This window comes from Micromonospora desertarenae (genome assembly GCF_056150265.1).
On sequence record NZ_JAXCFQ010000003.1, the window covers coordinates 464349 to 484555 of the forward strand.

The 20207-nt window shown below is 73.9% G+C and carries 24 protein-coding genes and 1 tRNA gene; 15 read left to right on the forward strand and 10 right to left on the reverse strand.

All coding sequences use genetic code 11. The annotated features are described in order from the left end of the window. Positions 1 to 10: 10 nt before the first annotated feature. A complete protein-coding gene (locus SM577_RS08090; protein WP_302917868.1) occupies positions 11 to 1186 on the reverse strand; it encodes an ROK family transcriptional regulator in 1176 nt (391 codons plus the stop codon). 177 nt (positions 1187 to 1363) lie between these two features. Here SM577_RS08090 and SM577_RS08095 point away from each other — a divergent pair, with 177 nt between their 5' ends. Then, the gene (locus SM577_RS08095) at positions 1364 to 2815 is read left to right on the forward strand and encodes a glycoside hydrolase family 3 N-terminal domain-containing protein (RefSeq protein WP_302917869.1); all 1452 of its coding nucleotides are present in this window, start codon (positions 1364 to 1366) and stop codon (positions 2813 to 2815) included. 75 nt (positions 2816 to 2890) lie between these two features. Further along, a complete protein-coding gene (locus SM577_RS08100; protein ID WP_474586585.1) occupies positions 2891 to 4093 on the forward strand; it encodes a PP2C family protein-serine/threonine phosphatase in 1203 nt (400 codons plus the stop codon). 76 nt (positions 4094 to 4169) lie between these two features. Here the strand turns inward: SM577_RS08100 and SM577_RS08105 are convergent, their stop codons facing one another. Then, positions 4170 to 4520, reverse strand: coding sequence for an STAS domain-containing protein (locus SM577_RS08105; protein WP_302917871.1), 351 nt, complete (start codon positions 4518 to 4520; stop codon positions 4170 to 4172). Positions 4521 to 4682: 162 nt separating this feature from the next. On the opposite strand from SM577_RS08105, the gene SM577_RS08110 reads away from it, so the two are divergent. From SM577_RS08110 to SM577_RS08120, 3 genes are read left to right on the forward strand one after another with little or no spacing between them, the layout of a single operon-like run. Further along, positions 4683 to 5198: a hypothetical protein gene (locus SM577_RS08110; RefSeq protein ID WP_474586586.1), complete on the forward strand. Its 516-nt coding sequence runs from the start codon at positions 4683 to 4685 to the stop codon at positions 5196 to 5198. Continuing rightward, entirely contained in the window at positions 5195 to 5686 is a 492-nt protein-coding gene (locus SM577_RS08115; RefSeq protein ID WP_474580556.1) for a thiol-disulfide oxidoreductase DCC family protein, read from the forward strand. The genes SM577_RS08110 and SM577_RS08115 overlap by 4 nt, the downstream gene beginning before the upstream one ends. Beyond that, positions 5649 to 6347: a TetR family transcriptional regulator gene (locus SM577_RS08120; RefSeq protein WP_474586587.1), complete on the forward strand. Its 699-nt coding sequence runs from the start codon at positions 5649 to 5651 to the stop codon at positions 6345 to 6347. Before SM577_RS08115 ends, SM577_RS08120 begins: the two co-directional genes overlap by 38 nt. Positions 6348 to 6730: 383 nt before the next feature. Here SM577_RS08120 and SM577_RS08125 read toward each other — a convergent pair whose 3' ends face one another. Beyond that, positions 6731 to 7390 carry a GNAT family N-acetyltransferase gene (locus SM577_RS08125; protein ID WP_474586588.1) on the reverse strand — a complete coding sequence of 220 codons (660 nt, stop codon included), beginning with the start codon at positions 7388 to 7390 and terminating at the stop codon, positions 6731 to 6733. A gap of 84 nt (positions 7391 to 7474) precedes the next feature. Further along, entirely contained in the window at positions 7475 to 8074 is a 600-nt protein-coding gene (locus SM577_RS08130) for a DUF4396 domain-containing protein (RefSeq protein WP_302917876.1), read from the reverse strand. Between the two features lie 136 nt (positions 8075 to 8210). On the opposite strand from SM577_RS08130, the gene SM577_RS08135 reads away from it, so the two are divergent. From SM577_RS08135 to SM577_RS08150, 4 genes are all read left to right on the forward strand, one after another. Then, a complete protein-coding gene (locus SM577_RS08135; RefSeq protein WP_302917877.1) occupies positions 8211 to 8906 on the forward strand; it encodes a response regulator transcription factor in 696 nt (231 codons plus the stop codon). Continuing rightward, complete coding sequence (locus SM577_RS08140) at positions 8899 to 9927, forward strand: sensor histidine kinase (protein ID WP_302917878.1); 1029 nt, start codon at positions 8899 to 8901, stop codon at positions 9925 to 9927. The genes SM577_RS08135 and SM577_RS08140 overlap by 8 nt, the downstream gene beginning before the upstream one ends. A gap of 64 nt (positions 9928 to 9991) precedes the next feature. Further along, positions 9992 to 10189 (forward strand): DNA repair protein, encoded by a 198-nt coding sequence (locus SM577_RS08145; protein ID WP_302917879.1) that lies wholly within the window; start codon positions 9992 to 9994, stop codon positions 10187 to 10189. Between the two features lie 165 nt (positions 10190 to 10354). Further along, positions 10355 to 10873, forward strand: coding sequence for a hypothetical protein (locus tag SM577_RS08150; protein ID WP_474580552.1), 519 nt, complete (start codon positions 10355 to 10357; stop codon positions 10871 to 10873). A 9-nt stretch (positions 10874 to 10882) separates the two neighbouring features. Here SM577_RS08150 and SM577_RS08155 read toward each other — a convergent pair whose 3' ends face one another. Continuing rightward, positions 10883 to 11614: a Clp protease N-terminal domain-containing protein gene (locus tag SM577_RS08155; protein WP_302917881.1), complete on the reverse strand. Its 732-nt coding sequence runs from the start codon at positions 11612 to 11614 to the stop codon at positions 10883 to 10885. 78 nt (positions 11615 to 11692) lie between these two features. Continuing rightward, positions 11693 to 12445: a methyltransferase domain-containing protein gene (locus SM577_RS08160; protein WP_474586589.1), complete on the reverse strand. Its 753-nt coding sequence runs from the start codon at positions 12443 to 12445 to the stop codon at positions 11693 to 11695. A gap of 28 nt (positions 12446 to 12473) precedes the next feature. Here SM577_RS08160 and SM577_RS08165 point away from each other — a divergent pair, with 28 nt between their 5' ends. After that, complete coding sequence (locus tag SM577_RS08165; protein ID WP_474586590.1) at positions 12474 to 12884, forward strand: MerR family transcriptional regulator; 411 nt, start codon at positions 12474 to 12476, stop codon at positions 12882 to 12884. A 108-nt stretch (positions 12885 to 12992) separates the two neighbouring features. Here SM577_RS08165 and SM577_RS08170 read toward each other — a convergent pair whose 3' ends face one another. Beyond that, the gene (locus tag SM577_RS08170) at positions 12993 to 14825 is read right to left on the reverse strand and encodes a glycoside hydrolase family 15 protein (protein ID WP_474586591.1); all 1833 of its coding nucleotides are present in this window, start codon (positions 14823 to 14825) and stop codon (positions 12993 to 12995) included. A gap of 262 nt (positions 14826 to 15087) precedes the next feature. Here SM577_RS08170 and SM577_RS08175 point away from each other — a divergent pair, with 262 nt between their 5' ends. The 3 genes from SM577_RS08175 to SM577_RS08185 all read left to right on the forward strand — a co-directional run bounded on the left by SM577_RS08175 (position 15088) and on the right by SM577_RS08185 (position 15911). Continuing rightward, positions 15088 to 15267, forward strand: a complete 180-nt coding sequence (locus SM577_RS08175) for a hypothetical protein (RefSeq protein WP_302917885.1) — start codon at positions 15088 to 15090, stop codon at positions 15265 to 15267. A gap of 120 nt (positions 15268 to 15387) precedes the next feature. Further along, positions 15388 to 15537 (forward strand): hypothetical protein, encoded by a 150-nt coding sequence (locus tag SM577_RS08180; protein ID WP_474586592.1) that lies wholly within the window; start codon positions 15388 to 15390, stop codon positions 15535 to 15537. A gap of 2 nt (positions 15538 to 15539) precedes the next feature. Further along, positions 15540 to 15911 carry a DUF421 domain-containing protein gene (locus SM577_RS08185; RefSeq protein ID WP_474586593.1) on the forward strand — a complete coding sequence of 124 codons (372 nt, stop codon included), beginning with the start codon at positions 15540 to 15542 and terminating at the stop codon, positions 15909 to 15911. Between the two features lie 144 nt (positions 15912 to 16055). Here SM577_RS08185 and SM577_RS08190 read toward each other — a convergent pair whose 3' ends face one another. Next, positions 16056 to 17315, reverse strand: coding sequence for an MFS transporter (locus SM577_RS08190; RefSeq protein ID WP_302917887.1), 1260 nt, complete (start codon positions 17313 to 17315; stop codon positions 16056 to 16058). Next, positions 17312 to 18028 (reverse strand): helix-turn-helix domain-containing protein, encoded by a 717-nt coding sequence (locus SM577_RS08195; protein ID WP_474586594.1) that lies wholly within the window; start codon positions 18026 to 18028, stop codon positions 17312 to 17314. The genes SM577_RS08190 and SM577_RS08195 overlap by 4 nt, the downstream gene beginning before the upstream one ends. 180 nt (positions 18029 to 18208) lie before the next feature. On the opposite strand from SM577_RS08195, the gene SM577_RS08200 reads away from it, so the two are divergent. After that, the gene (locus tag SM577_RS08200; RefSeq protein WP_474580550.1) at positions 18209 to 18412 is read left to right on the forward strand and encodes a hypothetical protein; all 204 of its coding nucleotides are present in this window, start codon (positions 18209 to 18211) and stop codon (positions 18410 to 18412) included. Positions 18413 to 18665: 253 nt separating this feature from the next. Here SM577_RS08200 and SM577_RS08205 read toward each other — a convergent pair. Continuing rightward, positions 18666 to 18741, reverse strand: a tRNA-Lys gene (locus tag SM577_RS08205). A 186-nt stretch (positions 18742 to 18927) separates the two neighbouring features. On the opposite strand from SM577_RS08205, the gene SM577_RS08210 reads away from it, so the two are divergent. Beyond that, positions 18928 to 20187, forward strand: a complete 1260-nt coding sequence (locus SM577_RS08210) for a L,D-transpeptidase (protein WP_474586595.1) — start codon at positions 18928 to 18930, stop codon at positions 20185 to 20187. Positions 20188 to 20207: the final 20 nt, after the last annotated feature.

The window sequence follows — 20207 nt, forward strand, 5'->3', positions numbered from 1 at the left end:
GGACGCCGGTTCAGCCGACGGTGGACCCGAAGACCTCGTCGCGGACGGCGTCCAGCGCGGTCCGCAGTGCGCCGTTGAGGATCGGCTCCTCGGTCAGCCCGGTCGGCACCACCCGGGGGCGCACCAGCGTGATCGCCGCCACCTCGTGCTGCACCCGCTCGGCCAGCGCGGCCCCGCCCGCCTGGCCGACCTCGCCGGCGAGCACCACCAGCGGCGGGTCCAGCACCACGCAGGTGCTGGCCACGCCGAGCGCCAGCCGCCGGGCCAGCTCGTCGAGCATCGGGCCGCCCGCCGTGCCGTCCGCGATCGCCGCGCGCACCGCCGCGGCGGCACCGTCGTCGGGGTAACCGTGCTCGCGGGCCAGCGCGCGCACCGCGTCCCCGCCGACCAGCTGCTGGAAGGCCGGCTTGGCCCGGCGGGACACGTCACGCGGGATGGGCGCGCCGGGCACCGGCAGGTAGCCGATCTCGCCGGCGGCGCCGCTGCTGCCGTGGTGCAGCCGCCCGCCGAGCATGATCGCCAGGCCGACACCGGCGCCGACCCAGACCAGTACGAAGTCGGTCACACCGCGGGCCGCCCCGGACTGCGCCTCGGCCACCGCGGCCAGGTTGACGTCGTTCTCGAAGACCACCGGGGTGTGCAGGTCGTCGCGGAGCGCGGCGAGCAGGCCGCTGTGCCAGCGCGGCAGGTTGAAGGCGAAGGTGATGTCGCCGGTGGCCGGGTCGACCAGGCCGGGGGTGCCGAGCACGATCCGCCGGACGCTGGACAACTGGGCCTGGGCGCTGCTGGCCGCCTGGACCACCGCGTTGTGCACCACGCCGACCGGGTCGTCGGTGTCCCGGGTGGACTGCTCGACCCGGCCGATCACCGCACCGGTGATGTCCGCGCAGGCGGCGACCACCCGGTCCGGGCCGACATCCACCCCGACCACGTGGGCGCTGCCCGGCCGCACCGCGTAGAGCTGGGCGTTCGGCCCCCGCCCGCCGGCCTGCTCGCCGACCCGGGTGACCAGCCCGCGCTCCTCCAGCCGCTCCACCAGCTGGGAGGCGGTGACCTTGGACAACCCGGTCAGCTCACCGAGCCGGGCCCGGGTCAGCGGACCCTGCTCGAGCAGCAGCTCGAGCGCGGCGCGGTCGTTGAGCGCCCGCAGCAGGCGAGGGGTGCCGGGCAGCCGGGTCGCACTCATGCCACGTCCTTCATGTTCTATAAACTTTGCTAACTGTAAACCGACCGGTGAATGGGTAGCCGTAGCGTATCGGCCACCTGGCACCGGAGAACTCGGACGACCCGGCACCGCTGCACCGCCGGGACGGCCGCCTCCGTCACGACGTCGTGCCGTCCGGGCACCGGAAGGGGAGATCACGTGGGGCTCGATCCAGGACTGCGCCGGCTCGCGCTCGGCACGCTGCTGGCCGCGTACCCGGGACCGGTGCCGCCGGACTGGGCGGTCGACCTGGTCGCCGAGGGGCTCGCCGGGCACACCCTGTTCGGCACCAACGTGCACAACCCGGCGCAGGTGGCGGCCAGCACCGCCGCGCTGCGGGCCGGCCGCGCCGACGTGCTGATCGCCATCGACGAGGAGGGTGGCGACGTCACCCGGCTCGCGCACGCCACCGGCAGCCCCTACCCCGGCAACGCCGCGCTCGGCGCGGTCGGCGACGTGGCGCTCACCCGGCGGGTCTACGAGGCCATCGGGGCCGAGCTGGCCGCGCTCGGTATCACCGTCAACCTCGCGCCCACTGTCGACGTCAACACCGCCGACGAGAACCCGGTGATCGGCACCCGCTCGTTCGGCGCCGACCCGGTCCGGGTCGCCGCGCACTCGGCCGCCGCGGTCGCCGGCCTCCAGGCGGCCGGCGTCGCCGCCTGCGCCAAGCACTTCCCCGGGCACGGCGCCACGATCGCCGACTCCCACCACGAGCTGCCCACCGTGGACGTACCGGTCGAGGTGCTGCGCGAGCGCGACCTGCCCCCGTTCGCCGCGGTGGTCGACGCCGGCACCCGCGCGGTGATGACCGCGCACATCCGGGTACCGGCGCTGACCGGCGACGGCCCCGCCACCTTCAGCCGGGCCGTCCTGGTCGACCTGCTCCGCGGCGAGTACGGCTTCACCGGCACGGTGATCACCGACGCACTGGAGATGAAGGGCGCCGCGATCGCCGCGGGCGGGGTGGGGCCGGCCGCGGTGCGGGCCCTCGCCGCCGGCGCCGACCTGCTCTGCATCGGCGCCAAGGTCGACGCCGACCTGGTCGAACGGGTGGTCGCCGAGATCGTCGCGGCGCTCGGCGACGGCCGGCTGGACCGCGCCCGGGTGGAGGAGGCCGCCGGCCGGGCCGCCGCGCTGGCCGCCTGGACCGGGGCCGCCGGCGGGATCTCCGCCGCCGCCACCGACCTGGGGTACGCGGCGGCGCGCCGCGCCGTCCGGGTGGAGGGCAGCCTCACCGAGCTGGACCGGCCGCTGGTGGTCCAGTTGCACGCCGCCTCCACCATCGCCGAGGGCCGGGTGCCGTGGGGGCTCGGGCCGCACCTGGCCGACGCCGAGGAGATCCGGGTGGTGGCCGCGGAGACCGAACCGGCCGCCCTGCGCGGGCTCGCCGGGTCCCGGCCGATCGTGCTGGTCGGCCGGCACCTGCACCGGCTGCCCGGCGGTCCCGAGCTGGTGACCGCGCTGGCCGCCGAGCACCCGGTGACCGTTGTCGAGATGGGCTGGCCGGCGAGCTGGCGGCCGGCCGGCGTGCGGGCCTTCGTCACCACCTACGGCGCGAGCCACGCCAACGGCCGGGCCGCCGCCGAGGCGCTCGGCCTCGCCGGCTGACAGCGGGCCGGGCGGACCGGCGGCGGACCCGGCCCGGGCGGCATTGACCGGGCCGGAGCGGGGTATGCGGATGGGATGACGGCTACCGACCCCTGGCACCGGGCGCTGGCCGACCTCGTGTCCCGGTCGCACCGGCTGCCGCCGGACGAGCTGGCGGCCGCGGTCGGCACCGTTCTGCGACCGCTGGGCGCCACGGCCACCGTCTACCTGGTCGACGCCGAACAGTGCGACCTGCGGCCGCTGCCCGAGCCGGGCCGGCCGGCGCCGGACCCGCTGCCGATCGACACCAGCCTGGCCGGCCGCGCCTTCACCCACGTCGAGCCGCACATCGGGCAGGGGCCGCCGCCCCGGCTCTGGGTGCCGATCGTCAACGGCACCGACCGGTTGGGGCTGCTGGAGGTCGTCCCGGCGGACGCCACCGACCCGTCCGACCCGTCGTTCCAGGACGGCTGCCGGCTGATCGCCGGCCTCGTCGGCCACCTGGTGACGAGCAAGTCCGGGTACGGCGACACCCTGCACCGGGCCCGGCGCAGCCGGTCCATGGCGGTCTCCGCCGAGCTGCTCTGGCACCTGCTGCCGCCGCTGACCTTCGCCGGCCCGGACACGGCGATCAGCGCCCTGCTCGAACCCTGCTACGAGGTCGGCGGGGACGCGTTCGACTACGCCCTGGACGGCGGGGTCATCTCGCTGGCGATCCTGGACGGGGTGGGCCGCGGCCTGCCGGCGGTGCTCACCACCTCGGTCGCGCTCGCCGCGCTGCGCGCGGCGCGGCGGGCCGGCAGCGACCTGACCGGCCTGGCCCGCTCGGTGGACACCGCCATCGCGGGCCAGTGGCAGGACGCCCGCTTCGTCACCGGCGTGCTGGCCGAGTTCGACACCCGCACCGGCCAGCTCCGGTACCTCGTCGCCGGGCATCCGCCGCCGCTGGTGCTGCGGGGCGGACGGGCGGTGCGGGAGCTGGCCGGCGGCCGGCGCCTCCCGCTCGGCCTGGCCGACCAGGTCACGGTGGCGCAGGCCCGGCTGGAGCCGGGTGACCGGCTGCTGCTGCACACCGACGGGGTGACCGAGGCGCGCAGCGCCACCGGCGAGCTGTTCGGCCTGCCCCGGCTGGCCGATCTGGCCGAGCGGCAGATCAGCTCCGGGCTACCGGCGGCCGAGATCCTGCGCCGGCTGAGCCACGCGGTCACCGAGCACCTGGGCGACGGGACGGGGCGCGACGACGCCACGCTGCTGCTGGTCGAGTGGTCGGCCGAGGCGTCCGCGAACGCCGAACCCTGACCGCCGCGCGGCCGGATCGAGCGCCGGCGGGAGTGGGACCGATCGTCGCCGGCCGGCGCCCGCGCCGCCCGCCCGGTCAGTCCAGGCCGCGCCAGCCGCCGCCGGCCGGGCCCCCGTTGTCGGTGGCGGCCAGCCCGAGCAGGACGTCGACCGACGTGATCCGCAACACCCGGGCCACCACCGGCTGCGGCCGGGTCACCCGGAACGCCACGTCGTGCTTGCGGGCCACCGTCAGCCCGTGCACCAGCACGCGCACCCCGCTGGAGTCGAGGAACTCGACGTCGGCCAGGTCGACCAGGACCTCGCCGACGTCGGTGCGGCGCAGCGCGTCCAGGACCTCCGCCTCGAGCGCGTCGGCGGTCGACATGTCGATCTCGCCGGTCGGTCGCAGCACCACCTGCCGCCGCTCCGCGTCCTGCGCCCGCACCCACTCACCGCCTCACCAGGGAGCCCCGGCGTCCGTGCCGGTGCCAGCCGACCATACCCACCCGGAGGTCGCGCGGCCATTCGTCACCGCCATCTTGAACGCGTTCAACTCTTCCCCTACCCTGAGCGCAGCGAATTTGAACGCGTTCAAGAAGGAGTCGGGATGGACACGAAGGTCTGGATGTACCTGGTCTACCTGGCGATCAGCATCGGGCTGACCATCTGGGTGGCCCGGGCGCTGTCCCGCAACGGGCTGGTCTTCCTCGAGGAGGTGTTCGCCGACGAGCGCCTCGCCAAGGCGGTGAACAGCCTGCTGGTGGTCGGCTTCTACCTGCTCAACCTCGGCTACGTCACGGTGGCGATGCGGCACCCCGACCCGGTGGGCACGACCAGCGTGGCGATGGAGGAGCTGTCGCTCAAGGTCGGGCTGGTGCTGCTGGTGCTCGGCGCGCTGCACTTCTTCAACGTCTTCGCGCTCAACCGGTACCGCCGGGGGCGGCTCCGCCAGCTCGCCAGCCACCCGCCGCTCGCCCCGGTCGGCCAGCTGCCGATGGCACCGGTCCCGCCCGCCGGCCACCCGGCCGGCCCGCAGCCGCCGTCCGGCCCGTACCGCGGCGGTCCCCACCCGCAGCCCGGGCAGCCGGGCGCCGGCCCGACCCCTCCCCCGGCGCCCCGATGACCGTCCCGCCCGCCGGAGCGCGAGGACTGCCGGATGCCACCACGCACTCCGGTGGTGGCATCCGGGGCTTCACCGTCCTGTTCGACGCGCACTGCCCGCTGTGCCGGGCCGCGCGTACCTGGCTGGCGTCCCGCCCGCAGCTCGTACCGCTGGAGTTCGTGCCGGCCGGCTCGGCCGAGGCCCGGCGGCGGTTCCCCGGCCTGGACCACGCCGCGACGCTGCGCGACCTCACCGTGATCGCGGACACCGGCGCGGTGTACGCGGGCGACGGCGCCTGGTTCGCCTGCCTGTGGGCGCTGGCCGAGCACCGGTCGACGGCCGAGCGGCTGGCCCGCCCGCACCTGCTCCCGCTGGCCCGGCGGGTGGTGGCGATCGCCTCGGCGGTACGCGAACGGGTCCGCGAGCCGTGGCCGGAGCCGGCGCACGACCCGCCGGGTTACGGTGGCCCCGATGACCGAGCAGACTGCGCCGACGACCGCTGCGGGTGAACCGGCGACCGCCCGCGGCGAGCAGACGCGGCAGCTCATCCTCGACACCGCGATGCGGCTGTTCCGCGAGCGCGGGTACGCCCAGACCACGATGCGGGCGATCGCGCAGGAGGCCGGGGTGGCGGTGGGCAACGCCTACTACTACTTCGGCTCCAAGGACCACCTGATCCAGGAGTTCTACGCCCGCTCCCAGGTGGAGCACCGGGCGGCGGCCCAGCCGGTGCTCGACCGCGAGTCCGACTTCGCCGCCCGGCTCGCCGGGGTGCTGCACGCCGGCATCGACGTGCTCACCCCCTCGCACGACTTCGCCGCCAGCTTCTTCAAGACGGCGGCCGAGCCGACCTCCCCGCTGAGCCCGTTCTCCGCGGAGTCCTCGGCGCCCCGCCAGGCGGCGATCGACCTCTTCGCCGAGGTGCTGGACGGCTCCACCGCCAAGGTGGACGCCGAGCTGCGTCCCCAGCTGCCGGAGCTGCTCTGGCTGGCGTACATGGGGGTGATCCTGTACTGGGTCTACGACCGGTCACCCGGACAGGCCCGGACCCGGCAGCTGATCGACGGGGCGGTGCCGCTCATCGACCGGCTGGTGGGGTTGTCCCGGCTGCGGGTGCTCCGCCCGGTCACCCGCCAGGTCCTCGACCTGATTCGCACGCTGCGTCACTGAGCCGAGGGATCGACCTCCTGGTCTTCTTCCCAGGTCAAGTCCGCTATTCGACACTCCGAGACCGGCGTTGGCAGCTTGCTGCCAGAGCCTTCGATACGTAGCGTAATCAACATCGCGCCAACCCACGGGGACCTGGGGGAAGGCTGCGGACCGTGGATCCGGCCCGGGATCCACGGTCCGCGCCCTCGGAATGCCGTCCGCCGCGCGGCAGCTCTCGCGACGGCGGACCGCGGCGGCGGGCGGCACTGCTCCGGCGGCCCGCAGCTCTCCCCCGGCACCGCGGCGACGGGCGGCGTCGCTCCGCCGAGCACGGCGCTCCGCCGGACGGGCCCGCCGGCTCCCCCGGCACAGGGTCGCCGCACCGGGTCGGGCCGCTCCGCCGCTCAGGTGGGGTAGACCCCGAACGACCGCCAGCCCCGGTCCGGGAAGCCGGCCGCCGCCGCCACCCTCGCCGAGGCGACGTTGCGGCGATCGTGCAGATAGGTCGGGACGGCGCCCTCGTCGAGCACCCGGCGGGCGGCCTGCGCCACCAGGCGGCGGGCCAGGCCACGGTTGCGGGCCGCGGGCACCGTGCCCACCGCCAGCTCGTGGCCGTACGCGTCGTGCCGCTTGATCCCCACCCCGGCCAGGTAGCGACCACGCTCGTCGCGGACCACCAGCACCGCGTGGTCGAACAGCCGCAGCCAGGCCGGCAGCCCCGGCTCGGCCGGGGAGATCCACTCACCGACGTCGGGCAGCGGCGCCGGCGACACGCTCCACCGGAAGACGTCGTCGTGCAGCGCCCAGCCCCGGTGACCGACCGCGCTGGGCAGCTCCGGCAGCAGTCGCTTCGGCCGCCGGGCCAGCTCCCGCACCGCCGCGACCCGGTCCGGCGGCACCGACAGCACGGTGCTCGCGCCGGCCCGGACCGCGATCGCCGGGCGGAGCCGGCCGTCCCAGGCAGGCCGGACCCGGCGGTGCGAGCCGACCACGTGCAGGCCGGGGCCGGCGGGCCACTGCCCGAGCCAGGTGGCCAGGTGCAGGTGGAGTCTCCGGTCGAGCACCGACTCACCTCCCTGCACCGCCGGCCACCGGGCCGGAATCCGATCACGGTACGCCGGGCGGCTCCGCCCGGCGTACCGAACGGGTCAGCGCCGGTCGTGCCCCACGTCGTGCCCGGCGTGCTCCCCGTGCCCGGCGTGCTGACCGTGACCGGCATGTCCGGCGTCGGCGCCGTGCATGGCCCGCTCGCCGTGGTCGGTGTGCGCGTGGCCCGCGTCGTGGGCGGCGTGCTGGCCGTGGCCGGCGTGGTACCGGTGGGTCACCGCGTGCCCGCGACCGCGGGCGATCAGCGCGCGGTTGACCGGCACGGTGACCACGAAGGCCACCGCCAGCGCGCCGGCCAGGCTGGCCCAGAACACCCAGCTGGTCAGGCCCGCTTCCATGGCACCCGGGATGGCGAGCATGACGCCGTTGTCGACCACCTCCATCACGGCGATGCTCACCGTGTCGGCGACCAGCGCCACCTTGACCGCCGTCCGCAGCGGGACGCCCGAGCGGAGCACCGGGCGGATGGTGAACGAGTAGCCGAAGAGGAAGGCCAGGCCCACCGCCAGCGCGATGGTGCCGAGGTCGGACCAGCCGAGCGCGGTGCCGATGACCATGCCGAGCACCTCGCCGATGGCGCAGCCGGTGAGGCAGTGCAGCGTCGCGGTGATCGCCAGTCGGGTCAGGTTCTGGTTGCTCATGCCGCCGACCATATACCCCCTGGGGGTATTAGGGGAAGTGGTGTCCATCACTGCGCCGACGGGCGCCGTAAGGAGATGGCAAGACCTACGACGGGGCACGGCTGGCTACGCTGTGCCGGCGCGAGGGAGGTGTCCGGTGACCCAGCGGGTGCTGGTCGTCGACGACGACCGGACGGTCAGCGACGTGGTCTGCCGCTACCTGGAGCACGCCGGCTACCGGGTCGAGCACGTCGGCGACGGGGCCGCCGCGCTGGCCGCCGTCGCCGCGGAGCCACCGGACCTGGTCGTACTCGATCTGATGCTGCCGGTGCTGGACGGCCTGGAGGTCTGCCGGCGGCTGCGGGCCCGGCCGGACGGCGTACCCATCGTCATGCTCACCGCCCGCGGCGACGAGGCCGACCGGATCCTCGGCCTGCAACTGGGCGCGGACGACTACCTGGGCAAGCCGTTCTCCCCCCGGGAGTTGGTGCTGCGGGTCCGCTCGGTGCTGCGCCGGGCCGGCGGCGAGCCGGCCGGTACGGCACCCGAGGTCCTCGCCGACGGCGGGCTCGAGGTGCTCACCGGCCCCCGGGTGGCCCGGCTGCACGGCCGCGAGCTGGCCCTGACGCTGCGCGAGTTCGACCTGCTGGCCCACCTGATGCGGCACCCGGCACGGGCGTTCCGCCGGGCGGAACTGCTGGAGCGGGTGTGGGGCTGGAGCTTCGGCGACCAGTCGACGGTGACCGTGCACGTACGGCGGCTGCGGGAGAAGGTGGAGGTCGATCCCGCCGACCCCCGGCGGATCGTGACGGTCTGGGGCGTGGGCTACCGGTACCAGCCGACCGATGCGTGAACTGGCCCTGATCTTCGCGGCGGCGCTCGCCGCGGCACTCTGCGTCGGCGCCGCCGGCGCGCTCGCCCTGCGGCTGCTCCGCGGCCGGTCGATCACCGTCCACATCGTGGTGCTGCTGGCGGTCACCGTGACCGCGGTGGTGGCCGGCGTGGCAGTGGTCGCCGAGGCGATGTTCCTCTCCGCCCACGACCTCGAGGTGGTGCTGATCACCGTGGCGGCCGCGGCGGCGGTCAGCCTGGCCGTCGGTTGGCTCTTCGCCCGCCGGCTCGCCGCCGCCGCGGTCTGGGCCGACCAGGCGCGGGCGCGGGAGAGGCGGATCGAGCAGGGAAGGCGGGACCTGGTCGCCTGGGTGTCGCACGACCTGCGCACCCCGCTGGCCGGGCTGCGGGCGATGGCGGAGGCGCTGGAGGACCGGGTGGTGCACAACCCGGAGACGGTCGCCGAGTACCACCGCCGGATCCGGGTGGAGACCGACCGGATGACCCGGCTGGTGGACGACCTGTTCGAGCTGTCCCGGATCAACGCCGGCGCGCTGCGGCTGTCGCTGTCGGCGGTGCCGCTCGGCGACGTGGTCTCCGACGCGCTGGCCGGCGCGGCGCCCCTGGCCGCCGCCCGGCGGATCCGGCTGGTCGCCGCCGAGACCGGCTGGCCCACGGTGCTGGCCAGCGAGCCGGAACTGGCCCGGGTGGTGGGCAACCTGCTGCTCAACGCGCTCCGCTACACCCCCGAGGACGGCACTGTACGCATCGACGGCGGCCGCGACGCCGACGCCGCCTGGCTGGCCGTGGCGGACACCTGCGGCGGGATCCCGGAGGAGGACCTGCCCCGCGTCTTCGACGTGGCGTTCCGGGGCGAGCCGGCGCGGACGCCGCGACCGGGCAACGGCCACCCCGCCGGGTCGGGCGGTCTGGGCCTGGCGATCGTGCGCGGGCTGATTGAGGCGCACGGTGGCCGGGTAGACGTACAGAACCTCACCGACGGGTGCCGGTTCGTGGTCCGCCTGCCCGCCGCGGGAACCTGATCCATCGATCCAGCGTCATATTCATTTCCATACATGTACAACTTTCTTTGGGACGGTAATGGTCATGCCGAATCAGCCGAATGACCGGTACCAGCAGGACACCGAGCGCCTCTGGCGGGTCCCAGAGGCCGCCGGACGGTTCCCGGGCCAGCCGCCGTACCGGGGCAACCGGGCCGCCGCCGGCACCGACGCGCTGCCCTGGAGCGAGCTGAACAAGCTGCCGGCCGGCGCCTCCGCCCGGCGTGGCCTCAACACCCGCTGACCCGTCGACCCGCGCCCGCCGCCGCTCCGCCGGCGGGACCGGTGGCGCCGCCGGGCGGGTGCGACCGGGCGACACTCCCGGGCGGACCAACGGCGGCTTTCGCACACCTGTCGGGTAATTTCTTGGGGTCCGCAACCTCGGTCCACGACAGGAGAAGCGCAGCGCATGGGCAAGAAGACGATCCACGTCTCCGACTTCAGCGGCACGGTGCTGCGCCCCGACGACGAGGTGGTCCGCGTCGTCGTGCTGGAGCACCCTGACCTGGTCGCCGGGCCCGTGCAACTGGACGCCACCCCGGTCGAGGTGGAAAGCATCGACGACGCGGCGCTGGACGTCGCGGTGGTCGAGATCCACGACCGGCACGGCGGCGGCGAACCGCGCCGGGTGGTGCTGACCGCCAGCGAGTTCGACGCGATGGCCACCGACGTGCCGATGGCCCAACTGCTCAGGACCGCCGAGCGGGTCCGCCCGCCCAAGTCCCGCCGCGGCGCCGAGCGGCTCGACTACGGCACCATCGAGCACGCCGGCAAGCCGCACCGGGGCCGGGTCACCGAGGAGGAGGCCCGGTTGGTGCGCGAACGGCTCGACGAGGTGAACAAGCGCCTCGCCGACGCCGGGATCCGCCAGATCGACCCGGCCGACCCGGAGCACGCCGCCCGGTACGGCTTCCCCACCGCTTCCTGACCGGCCCGATCAGGAAGCCTTCTTCGTCACGGCCTCGAGCGCCGCGACCACCCAGGTCTCGGCGCCGGCCTTGTCGACGCCGAGCCCGGTCAGCACGCCGCTGCCGTTCTCCAGCTCCAGCAGGGCGAGCAGGATGTGCTCGGTGCCGATGTAGTTGTGCCCCAGCCGGAGCGCCTCGCGGAAGGTCAGCTCCAGCGCCTTCCTGCTCTGCGCGTCGTACGGGATGAGGTCGGGGACCTCGGCCGCGGACGCCGCCGGCAGCGCGGCGAGCGCGGCCTCGCGGACCCGCTCCAGCGGTACGCCCTGCGCGACGATCGCCTTCGCGGCCAGCGCCTCCGGCTCGCTGAGCAGCCCGAGCGTGATGTGCTCCGGCCGGATCTCGGCGTGCCCGGTGGCGCGCGCCTCGTTCTGCGAGGCCATCGCCACGTTGCGGGCGCGGAGGGTGAACCGGCTGAAGCCCTGCTCCGGGTCGAGCGGCGGATCGGTGGGCTTGGGCACGAACCGCTTCTGGGCGGCCTGCTTGGTCACGCCCATGCTGCGGCCGATCTCGGTCCACGAGGCGCCGGAGCGCCGGGCCTGGTCCACGAAGTGGCCGATCAGGTGGTCGGCCACTTCACCCAGGTGGTCGGCGACGATGACCGCGTCGGCGAGTTGGTCGAGCGCGTCGGAGTGCGCCTTCTTGATCGCCTCGATCAGGTCGTCGAGCCGGACGGGGTTGTTCATGGGAAGAGGACTGGTCATGCGTCAACCGTAAGTTGACGAACCCCTTCCGTCAACCTTTGGTTGACGATTGCCTCCGAGTGTCGGCACCGCCCCAGGTCAGGCACGACGGGCGGCGGCGACGAAGAACGGGATGGCCACCAGGGCGCGATCCCGTGCCGCCCGGCGTCGCTGGTCGGCCAGCCAGAGTCCCGCCTCGGCGGGCGTGACCACCCCCGCCCCCACCGCCGGACCGGTGAACCCGGCGAGCATCGGCAGGACCTCCTCCCCGGTCCGCACCCAGGTGTGCACCTCCACCTCCGGCGCCGCGAAGCCGGCGTCCAGCAGCAGGCCCCGGTAGCCCCGGGCGGCCCGCGGGCTGTTCACACGATCGGCCCGGGCGTGCACGATGGCGCGGGTCAGCGCCGGCTCGCCGGAGTCGACCACGATGGCGTCCCAGTCCTGGCCGACCAGCACGATCCGGCCGCCGGGCGCGAGCACCCGCCGCGCCTCCGCGAGCGCCCGGTCCGGCTGCGCGAGGTCGTGCAGCACCTTGTCCGCGCGGTAGCCGCGGACCGCGCCGTCCGGCAGCGGCAGCGCACCGGCGTCCGCCACCCGCAGGTCCGCGCCCGGCTGCCGGTCCCGGGCCACCGCGATCATCCGCGGGTCCAGGTCGACGCCGACCGGCCGCGCCCCGAGCGCGGCCAGCTCGGCCACCGCCCGGCCGGTCCCGCAGCCGACGTCGACCACCGGCGCGCCGTCGGTCAGGCCCAGCAGGGCGTACGAGTGGGCGCGCAGCGCCGTCGCATCCGGACTGTCGTCGACGGCGTCGAGCAGCCGGATCAGTCGGTCCACCTCGTCGTACGTTGACATGCCGGCCATCCTGCGACTTCATGTCGACATGACGTCAACCAGCGACCAGCCGGAGCTGAGCATCGGCGAGATCGCCGCCCGGTTCGGGCTGCCCACCCACGTACTGCGGCACTGGGAGTCCGTCGGGCTGCTCTCCCCCGCCCGGTCGGTGACCGGCCGGCGGCGCTACGGCACGGCCGACCTGTACCGGATCGCGACGATCCTGCGGGCCAAGGAGGCGGGCTTCAGCCTGGACGACGTCCGCGCCGTCCTCGACGAGCCGGACCCGGCCGAACGCCGCCGGATCCTGGCCCGGCAACGGTCCGCCCTGACCGAGCGGATCGCCCGCGCGCAGGCGTCGTTGGAGATCATCGACGTCGCGCTCCGGTGCGAGCACGACGACATCGCCGAGTGCCCCCACTACCGGGCGAGCCTCGCGGCGCGGATCGGCTCGGCGTAGGCCGACCGCTTCCCCGCCCGTCACCCACGACCCCGCCGCTGCCGGCGCCCGCCGTCGCACCTGCCGCTGCCGCGCCCCGCGCCGGGCGTGCCGCTGCCGTTGCCCCGGTCAGGGGCGCCGTCGCAGCAGCCGGTCGAGGTGCGTCGCGGTGCTGATCAGGGAGAGATGGCTGAACGCCTGGGGGAAGTTGCCGACCTGCTCACCGCTCGGGGCGATCTCCTCGGAGTACAGCCCGAGCTGGCTGCTGTAGGTGAGCATCTTCTCGAAGGTCAGCCGCGCGTCGTCGAGCCGGCCGGACCGGGCGAGCGCCTCGACGTACCAGAAGGTGCACATGCTGAAGGTGCCCTCGTTGCCGGCGAGGCCGTCAGGCGCGGCGCCCGGGTCGTACCGGTAGACGAGGCTGTCCGAGACCAGGTCGGCGTCGATGGCGCGCAGGGTCGACTGCCACATCGGGTCGGTCGGCGCGACGAACCCCAAGGACGGCATGGCGAGCAGCGACGCGTCCAGCACGTCGGTGGCGTAGTGCTGCACGAAGGCGCCGCGCCCGGGATGGAAGCCGCGCGTCATAATCTGCTCGTAGACGGCGTTGCGCGCGTTCCGCCAGCGGGTCGTGTCGCCCGGCCGCCCGAGCTGGTCGGCGAGACGGATGGCGCGGTCGAAGGCCACCCACGACATCAGCCGGCCGTAGGTGAAGTCCTGCCGGCCGGCGCGGGTCTCCCAGATCCCGTCCTCGGGCTGGTCCCAGTTGGCGCAGAGCCAGTCCACCAGGTGCACGATGTGCCGCCACTCCTGGTGGGAGGCGCGCAACCCCCGATCGCTGGCGAGGTGCACCGCGTTGAGCGTCTCGCCGTAGATGTCGAGTTGCAGCTGGCCGGCGGCGCCGTTGCCGATCCGGACCGGCGCCGAGCCGCGATAGCCCTCCAGGTGGTCGAGCACCTCCTCGGTGAGGTCGGGCGAGCCGTCCACCCGGTACATGACCTGGAGCGGGGACCCCTCCTGCCGCGCCTGCCGGACCCGGTCGGTGAGCCAGTCCAGGTAGCCGCTGGCCTCGTCGGTGAAGCCCAGGCTGAGCAGGGCGTGCACGGAGAAGGACGCGTCCCGGATCCAGGTGTACCGGTAGTCCCAGTTGCGCACCCCGCCGAGTTGCTCGGGCAGCCCGACGGTCGGCGCGGCGATGAGCGCGCCGGTCGGGGCGTACGTCATGAGCTTGAGGGTCATCGCGGAGCGCTCGACCATCTCCCGCCACCGCCCGGTGTACCGGGAGCCGGCGAGCCACCGCCGCCAGAAGTCGCGCGTCTCCTCCAGCAGGTCGCGTACCTCGCCGGGGGTGTAGGCACGCGGCGGCGCGGTCGAGGCGGTTTCCAGCACCACGCCGCCGGCCTGGCCCTCCCGCAAGGTGCCGATGACGCAGATGCCGTCCTGCTCCCGGTGGATCTCCTGGTCCGCCAGCTGGGGTGGGTCGGCGTAGCGGACCGGGTTGATCGTGAGCGTGAGCGTCGGGCTGCGGAAGACGCTGCCGTCCGGATGGACGTCGAGCTGGTGCGGGTCGCGCCCGTAGTTGAACCGGGGCCGGCACTCGATCCGGAACCGCATGCTGCCCCGGACGACCCGCAGCATCCGGACCAGGCGGTGGCGATCGGTCGCCTGCCCGCCGGTCACCGGCATGAAGTCGATCAGCTCACCCACCCCGTCCGCGCTGAGGAACCGGGTGATCAGGATCGGCGTGCCGGGCAGGTAGAGCTGCTTGCTCACGTAGTCGATGCCGCACGGCGAGGCCTGGAAGTGGCCGCCCTTCCGCCGGTCCAGCAGCCCGCCGAAGACGCTCGGCGAGTCGAACCGGGGCGCGCAGAACCAGTCGATCGTCCCGTCCCTGGTGATCAACGCCGCGGTCTGCAGGTCACCGATCATGCCGTGGGCCTCCACGGCGGGATACGTCTCCACCCGACCTCCCAGCTCTCGGCCGACGGGAAGGAGGCGACTACCCGCCGCCGGCCCGGGGACACCTCGGGGATGTCGCCTCGCCGCGCGGGCCGGTCGCCGGGGTGCCCCACACGGGTTGCGCGATGTAGCGGTGTCGAGGACGCCGCGACGCCCCGACATCCGGGATCTGGAGTGGATCACGCGCCGGCCCGGCCCGTTCCCGGCCGGGAACTCCGGACGGTCGTGGCAGCGGGGAGACTGGAACCCGCGAGGGAGGTGGGCGATGAGCGAGGACCGAGAGCACGCCGACCGGAAGAAGGACGAGGAGTACGAGACCAGGCGGCGGGACCGGTTCGGCAAGCTGCCGGAGCGGGTCGCGCCCGAGGACCTGGTCGAGACGACCGACACGGATCCGGCGCACGAGGAGCCGCAGGAGCCTCAGGTACGCCGCGAGTGGGGATAGCACCTCTCCGGAAGCACCGACGCCCGCTGCCGGCGAGGGCGGCCGCAACCGCGCTGACAAACCTGACCGGATGACGTGACGCTACTGTTTGCCCGCATTTATCACGGGTACGGCCCCGCCATGCCTGACTGGGGTGAGCTGTTCGCGTTGAGCCGGCCGCCGCTGGAGATCCTGGTCCGGGGGACCGTGACGTTCCTGGCCCTGCTCGCCATGCTCCGCCTGGTGGCCAGCGCGAGGCCGGCGGGCTGGGCATCACCGACGTACTGCTGATCGTGCTGGTCGCCGACGCGGCCGCGGGCGGCCTGGTGGGCGAGTCGCATTCCGTGGCGGACGGCCTGGCCCTGGTGGCCACGATCCTGTCCTGGAGTGTCGCCCTGGACGCGTTGGCCTACCGGTGGCCGCGGTTGGCGGTGCTGCTGGAGGCCCGCCCCCGGCTGCTGATCGTCGACGGCCGGCTGAACCGGGCGGTGATGCGCCGTGAATTCATGACCTACGACGAGGTGCGCAGTCAACTCCGCCCGCACGGCATCGAGGACATCACCCACGTACGCCGGGCGTACCTGGAGCCCAACGGGATGATCAGCGTCCTGCGCGGCGACGACAGCGAGGTCGACGAGCCGATCGAGCCTCCGGTGCGCACCTGACCGGCCGCCCGGCGCCGGCGGCCGTGAGCGCGGCGCCTGTGGCCGCCTTCCCGGCGTCACCGCTGCCGCCGAAACCGGCCGGGGTCGCCTTCCCGGCCGGCTCGACCCGGCTTCCCACCGTCCCGCGACCACCGCCGACGGGAGTCAGGTCGGCACGGCGACCGGGGCGGCGGCGGGAGCGGGCCGGTCCATCAGGCGCCAGGTGCGCCGGCGGACCAGCGGGTCCAGGGTGACCAACAGGTACGCCGTGCCCACGACGAGGATGCCGCCGGTGGCGCCGAGGGTGGAGGCGAGCACGCCGCCGACGAGTCCGCCGAGCGGGATACCGGCCCACGCCAGGCCGCCGACCGCGCCCAGGACCCGGGCCCGCAGGTCGGCCGGGATGCGTTCGAACTCGGCGGCGGACAGCAACGGGTTGATGGCCCCGATCAGCACCCCGCCGACGAGCGCGACGCCCGCGATGACCGGCAGTCCGACCGGCAGCGCCAGCACGAAGATCCGCGGGACGGCGCCGAGCAGGAAGGCCAGGGCGTACGTGCGCCACCGCGGCAGTCGCGCGCCGTACACCGACACGAGCAGCGACCCGACGAAGGCGCCGGCGCTGAGCGCGCCGAACACCAGCCCGACGGGTGCGGCGTCGTCGAAGCGCTCGGCCGCCCACACCGGGATCAGCACCGCCGTCATCGCCTGGTCGAGCAGGTTCGTCAGCAGCACCATCGCGACGATCGCCCGGAGCAGTGGATCACGCCGGACGAAGCGCAGCCCGGCCCCGAGGTCGGCGAGGTAGCCGCGGACACCGGTGCGCTGGCCCGCCTCGACCGGGTCGGTCTCGGCACGCCGGACCCGGACCAGTGTCGCCACCAGCGCGGCGGCGAGCAGGAAGCTGGCCGCGTCCAGCGCGATGACCACGGGAGCGCCGACCAGAGCGATCAGCACGGCGCCCAGCGGCGCCCCGATCAGCGACCCGAGGCGATGAACGCTGTCGGCCAGCCCGGCGGCACGCTCGTTGCTCCAGCCGGCGGTGGCCGCCACGTCGGGCACCATCGCGTACTTCGCGTTGTCCGACGGGCCGCGGAACAGCCCGACCAGGCCGACCATCACGAGCAGGACCGGATAGCCGAGCAGGCCGGCGGCGTAGAGCAGGGGCACCACGCCGAGCACCAGCCCAGCGATCACGTCACCGCCGACGCTGGCCATCCGCGACCCGATCCGGTCGACCAGTGGCCCGCCGAGGATGCGCGCCGCGACCAGGGCGGCCATCTCCACGAACGCGGTGACGCCGGTGAGCAGGGCGTCGCCGGTGGTCTGCAACACGAACCAGGGCACCGCCACGACCGACATCCGGGTGCCGGTGACCGAGACCGCCTGGGCGACGAGCAACCCGTACGCCGACCGTTGGCTCATTCTCGGCCCCCGTCCGCGGCATCGGAGGGTTCATCGGCCGCGGTGCCGGACGATCCGTCGCCCACGGTGCCGGGCCCGCCGGCGGACTCCGCTCGCGCCGCCAACAGCGCGTCCAGCTGGCCGCGCCGCGGGAAGATCTGGAACTGCGTGGTCATCGCGACGCGTTCCGACCCGTCACCGGCCCGGTCCGCCGCCCGGTCCCGATACCGCACCAGCAGGGCCATCATGTCGTCGGCGAGCTGCTGCGCCTCGGCGGCGCTCAGGCTGACCGTGAGGTCGCTCATGCTGGCCGCCCGCACCCACTCCTGCGGCCAGTCGGCCAGCTCGGTGATGGACTGCTCGACGTTCTCCGCGTACATCCGCGCGACCGTGCGCAGGTACGCCTCGCCGAGTTCACGTTCCGGCGCGTCCCGGTCCGGAGCGTCGAACCAGGTCGAGCGATGCACCGCGCGCCAGAAGCGTTCCCGGCCGCGACCCAGCTCGGGCGCGTCGGTGACGAAGCCGTGCGCGGCCAGGGTGCGGAGGTGGTAGCTGGTCGCCGCGCTGGACTCGCCGAGCCGGGCGGCCAGTTGGGTGGCGGTCTGCGGGCCGTCGTGGCGCAGTGAGCCGAGCAACCGCAGGCGCAGTGGATGGGCCACCCCGCGCAGGGTCCGGGCGTCGAGAACCACGTCCTGGGTGGCGTCATACCCGGGCTTGTGTGAATCAGCGCTCATGATGCCAAGATAGCTTTGCAAAGAAATCTTTGCAACGAGTCCTTGGCATGGTGTGCAGTCGCTAACCGCTGACGTTCGATCGGGCTCCCGGCCGTGCCCTCCACAGCTCCCTGCTCAGTGGCAGGCGCCGCCGGGTCGGCGGGCTCCCGGAGCTGGCGTGCATGCCCTAGCGTCAATGGCATGACGGCACTGGTGGTATCGCTCGGGGTGCTCGCGGTGTTGCTGGTCGCGGTTGTTGTTCTCGTGGGCTGGCGAGACCGGCGCCGGCACTCTGCGGACGTGGATTCGACAGCGGTCCGCCGCGCCACCGCCGACCAACATCGGCACGAGGTGGAGCGTCACTCGCAGTCAGCGAGCAACCACAATCACTACCCCCACCTGTAGTAACTGCCATCCCATCGACGGAACGGTTCGGCAGCTCGATCCGGCTGCCCGACGATGGCTACGACTTCCAGGCCTCTGGATCGCGGAGAACGGGTGAAGCCCCGACGATCACGAGCTGATCTACGTCGAGGTGACCGGGCGGGCTCGGCGGTCGGCCACGGACGAGCTGGTCGTCTGTTCGATGCCTGTTCGGAAGGGCCGCCAGAACGACCTCAGGGCCGGTCTCATCGACCGGCCCTGAGGGTGTTACTGCTGGTGCGCCGCCAGGGACTCGAACCCCGAACCCGCGGATTAAGAGTCCGCTGCTCTGCCAGTTGAGCTAGCGGCGCTCGCTGGCAACGGGGAGAACCTTAGCACGGCCCCGGAGCCGGGTTCCAATCCGATCCCCGGCTCCCCCCTTCGGTCGAGCTTAAGCCGCGAAAGCGGCAAACACCCCAGGCGTACGGCCACCGGGACCAGCGGAACGGCGCCGATGCGGCACGATGTCCGCCAGGTACGCGAGAACAGAGGTGGGGATGGGCAGGTTCGCGCGGGCCGGGGCGATGGTGGGTGCCCTCGGCCTGGTGGCGTCGCTGGCTCTGACGGGCTGTGGCGACGATCCGAAGAAGGCCGAGTTCGTCGACGCGGCGGCGCCGAGCGCCACCGCCAGCGCCGCGGCCGAACCGTCGACACCGGCCGCCCCGACCGGTCCGGCGCTGTCGGTCAGCCCGGCCGACGGGGCGAAGAACCGGCCGGTCAGTTCGGAGATCGGCGCCAAGCTGCCGGACGGCGGGAAGGTGTCCAGCGTCACGCTGACCACCGCCGACGGCAAGCCGGTCGAGGGCAAGCTGCGTACCGACGGCTCCTCGTGGGTGCCCTCGGCGCCGCTGAAGTGGGGCACCCGCTACACCGCCACCGTCACCGCCACCGGGGCGGACGGCCAGACCAGCCAGGGCACCAGCACGTTCACCACGATGGCCAAGCCCAGGTCGATGATCAGCTCCGGGCTCTACCTCTTCGACGACAAGACCTACGGTGTGGCGATGCCGGTGGTCGCCGAGTTCCACCCGGGCATCCCGAAGAAGGACCGGGCCGCGGTGCAGAAGCGGATGTTCGTCAGCACCGACCCGCCGCAGCCGGGCGCGTGGCACTGGGTGGACAACGGCACCCAGGCCTACTACCGGGCGCCGGAGTACTGGAAGCCGGGCACCACGCTCACCGTCCGGATCGCGCTGGCCGGCATCCCGCTGAGCAACGGCCGGTACGGCAACGTCGACCGGAAGGCCACCGCCAAGATCGGCCGCGCCTTCGAGATGAAGGTCGACAACGCCGACAAGCAGATGCGGGTCTACGAGGACGGCCAACTGGTCCGCACCCTGCCGGTCAGCCTGGGCAAGCGGAAGACCCCCTCGTCCAGCGGCACCATGGTGGTGATGGAGAAGAAGGAGTCCACGGTCTTCGACACCCGCGACGATCCCGATCCGGCGAACCGCTACGTCACCGAGATCGACTTCGCACAGCGGCTCACCTGGGGTGGCGAGTACATCCACGCCGCACCCTGGTCGGAGCACGTGCAGGGCCGGCAGAACGTCTCGCACGGCTGCGTCAACGTGTCGATGGCCAACGCCCGCTGGCTGTTCGGAAAGACGAAGATCGGTGACCCGATCACCATCAAGGGCACCGAGCGGCGGCTGGCTCCCGGCAACGGGTGGACGGCCTGGAGCCTGAGCTGGTCGGAGTTCATCAAGGGCAGCGCCCTCCCAGTCCCCGAAGGCGGCGCCGCCCCCGCCCTCTAACCCACCCACCCCACCCACCC

Coding starts and splice junctions, on each gene's coding strand:
- SM577_RS08190 (WP_302917887.1), bottom strand. CDS start 17,315: ATGAGCCAACGGTCGGCGTACGGGTTGCTCGTCGCCCAGGCGGTCTCG.
- SM577_RS08195 (WP_474586594.1), bottom strand. CDS start 18,028: ATGAGCGCTGATTCACACAAGCCCGGGTATGACGCCACCCAGGACGTG.
- SM577_RS08140 (WP_302917878.1), top strand. CDS start 8,899: ATGCGTGAACTGGCCCTGATCTTCGCGGCGGCGCTCGCCGCGGCACTC.
- SM577_RS08130 (WP_302917876.1), bottom strand. CDS start 8,074: ATGAGCAACCAGAACCTGACCCGACTGGCGATCACCGCGACGCTGCAC.
- SM577_RS08200 (WP_474580550.1), top strand. CDS start 18,209: ATGACGGCACTGGTGGTATCGCTCGGGGTGCTCGCGGTGTTGCTGGTC.
- SM577_RS08150 (WP_474580552.1), top strand. CDS start 10,355: ATGGGCAAGAAGACGATCCACGTCTCCGACTTCAGCGGCACGGTGCTG.
- SM577_RS08100 (WP_474586585.1), top strand. CDS start 2,891: ATGACGGCTACCGACCCCTGGCACCGGGCGCTGGCCGACCTCGTGTCC.
- SM577_RS08145 (WP_302917879.1), top strand. CDS start 9,992: ATGCCGAATCAGCCGAATGACCGGTACCAGCAGGACACCGAGCGCCTC.
- SM577_RS08120 (WP_474586587.1), top strand. CDS start 5,649: ATGACCGAGCAGACTGCGCCGACGACCGCTGCGGGTGAACCGGCGACC.
- SM577_RS08210 (WP_474586595.1), top strand. CDS start 18,928: ATGGGCAGGTTCGCGCGGGCCGGGGCGATGGTGGGTGCCCTCGGCCTG.
- SM577_RS08160 (WP_474586589.1), bottom strand. CDS start 12,445: ATGTCAACGTACGACGAGGTGGACCGACTGATCCGGCTGCTCGACGCC.
- SM577_RS08180 (WP_474586592.1), top strand. CDS start 15,388: ATGCCTGACTGGGGTGAGCTGTTCGCGTTGAGCCGGCCGCCGCTGGAG.
- SM577_RS08090 (WP_302917868.1), bottom strand. CDS start 1,186: ATGAGTGCGACCCGGCTGCCCGGCACCCCTCGCCTGCTGCGGGCGCTC.
- SM577_RS08165 (WP_474586590.1), top strand. CDS start 12,474: ATGACGTCAACCAGCGACCAGCCGGAGCTGAGCATCGGCGAGATCGCC.
- SM577_RS08110 (WP_474586586.1), top strand. CDS start 4,683: ATGGACACGAAGGTCTGGATGTACCTGGTCTACCTGGCGATCAGCATC.
- SM577_RS08115 (WP_474580556.1), top strand. CDS start 5,195: ATGACCGTCCCGCCCGCCGGAGCGCGAGGACTGCCGGATGCCACCACG.
- SM577_RS08155 (WP_302917881.1), bottom strand. CDS start 11,614: ATGACCAGTCCTCTTCCCATGAACAACCCCGTCCGGCTCGACGACCTG.
- SM577_RS08175 (WP_302917885.1), top strand. CDS start 15,088: ATGAGCGAGGACCGAGAGCACGCCGACCGGAAGAAGGACGAGGAGTAC.